This is a genomic window from Bartonella sp. TS82HLJMH (genome assembly GCF_042193495.1).
GTDB classification, from domain to species: domain Bacteria; phylum Pseudomonadota; class Alphaproteobacteria; order Rhizobiales; family Rhizobiaceae; genus Bartonella; species Bartonella grahamii.
On sequence record NZ_JBHILU010000121.1, the window covers coordinates 1 to 512 of the forward strand.

Below are 512 nucleotides of genomic sequence, written 5' to 3' on the forward strand. Positions count from 1 at the left end.
AGAGGCATCGGTTGTTGCAGGGAGTGCTAAATCAGATGCTGATATTTCCCCATCATCTTCTTGGTTTTTACGCCGCTTGCCGATTTGCTTATCAGAACACACCGCAAAGCAACGCAAGGGCACTTGTGCATCGGCTGTCCATTCACGGATACTTTGTGACATCAAGGCAAGGGAAGGCACCAAAAACAATACACTCTTACCAGTTCCTGCTATTGTTTCTGCGATCTTCAAACTGGTGAAAGTTTTCCCCGTTCCACATGCCATAATCAGCTTGCCACGGTCTGCTTCTTGTAACCCTTCACAAACCGCTTTGAGTGCTTCTTTTTGATGATCTAAAAGCTTTTTTTTCGGTTTCTCTTTAAGGATCGCTTCCCCTTTTTCTTTATATGCCCCCCAATCAATTTGGCTGTTTTCCAAATCAAAAAGATTAATCCGTTGGGGGCGGATTTCTTGTCCCTCACAAGTCAGTTCAACATTATCACTCCAATCTGTTTCGGTGCTATCAACCAGAA

At 44.1% G+C, this 512-nt stretch carries 1 protein-coding gene; it reads right to left on the reverse strand.

Translation table 11 applies throughout. The features are described 5' to 3' along the window. A partial coding sequence (locus ACFIKO_RS09585; RefSeq protein WP_375673952.1) for a DEAD/DEAH box helicase family protein occupies positions 1–512 on the reverse strand: 512 nt, incomplete at both ends.